Genomic DNA, 204 nt, shown 5'->3' on the forward strand with positions numbered 1-204 from the left:
CGGGTGCCCACGGTGGCGATGGTGGTGCCGGCGGTAACGGCAGCGCGATCGGCAACGGTGGCGCTGGTGGTGCCGGTGGCAACGGCAAGGCCGGCGACGCCGGCAGCGACGGCGCCGCTGACTCCGGTCAAGCGGGTGGTGCTGGTGACATCGGTGGTTCCGGTGGCGCTGGTGGCGCCGGTGGTGCTGGTGGCTCCGTTTCGG

The 204-nt window shown here is 73.5% G+C and carries 1 protein-coding gene; it reads left to right on the forward strand.

Annotated elements, in window-relative coordinates; all coding sequences use genetic code 11:
* Positions 1–204, forward strand: a 204-nt coding sequence (locus ACAG20_RS21120; protein ID WP_370494012.1) for a hypothetical protein, incomplete at both ends; no start/stop codon positions are given.

This window comes from Mycobacterium sp. pW045, from assembly GCF_041287085.1.
Classification (GTDB): domain Bacteria; phylum Actinomycetota; class Actinomycetes; order Mycobacteriales; family Mycobacteriaceae; genus Mycobacterium; species Mycobacterium algericum_A.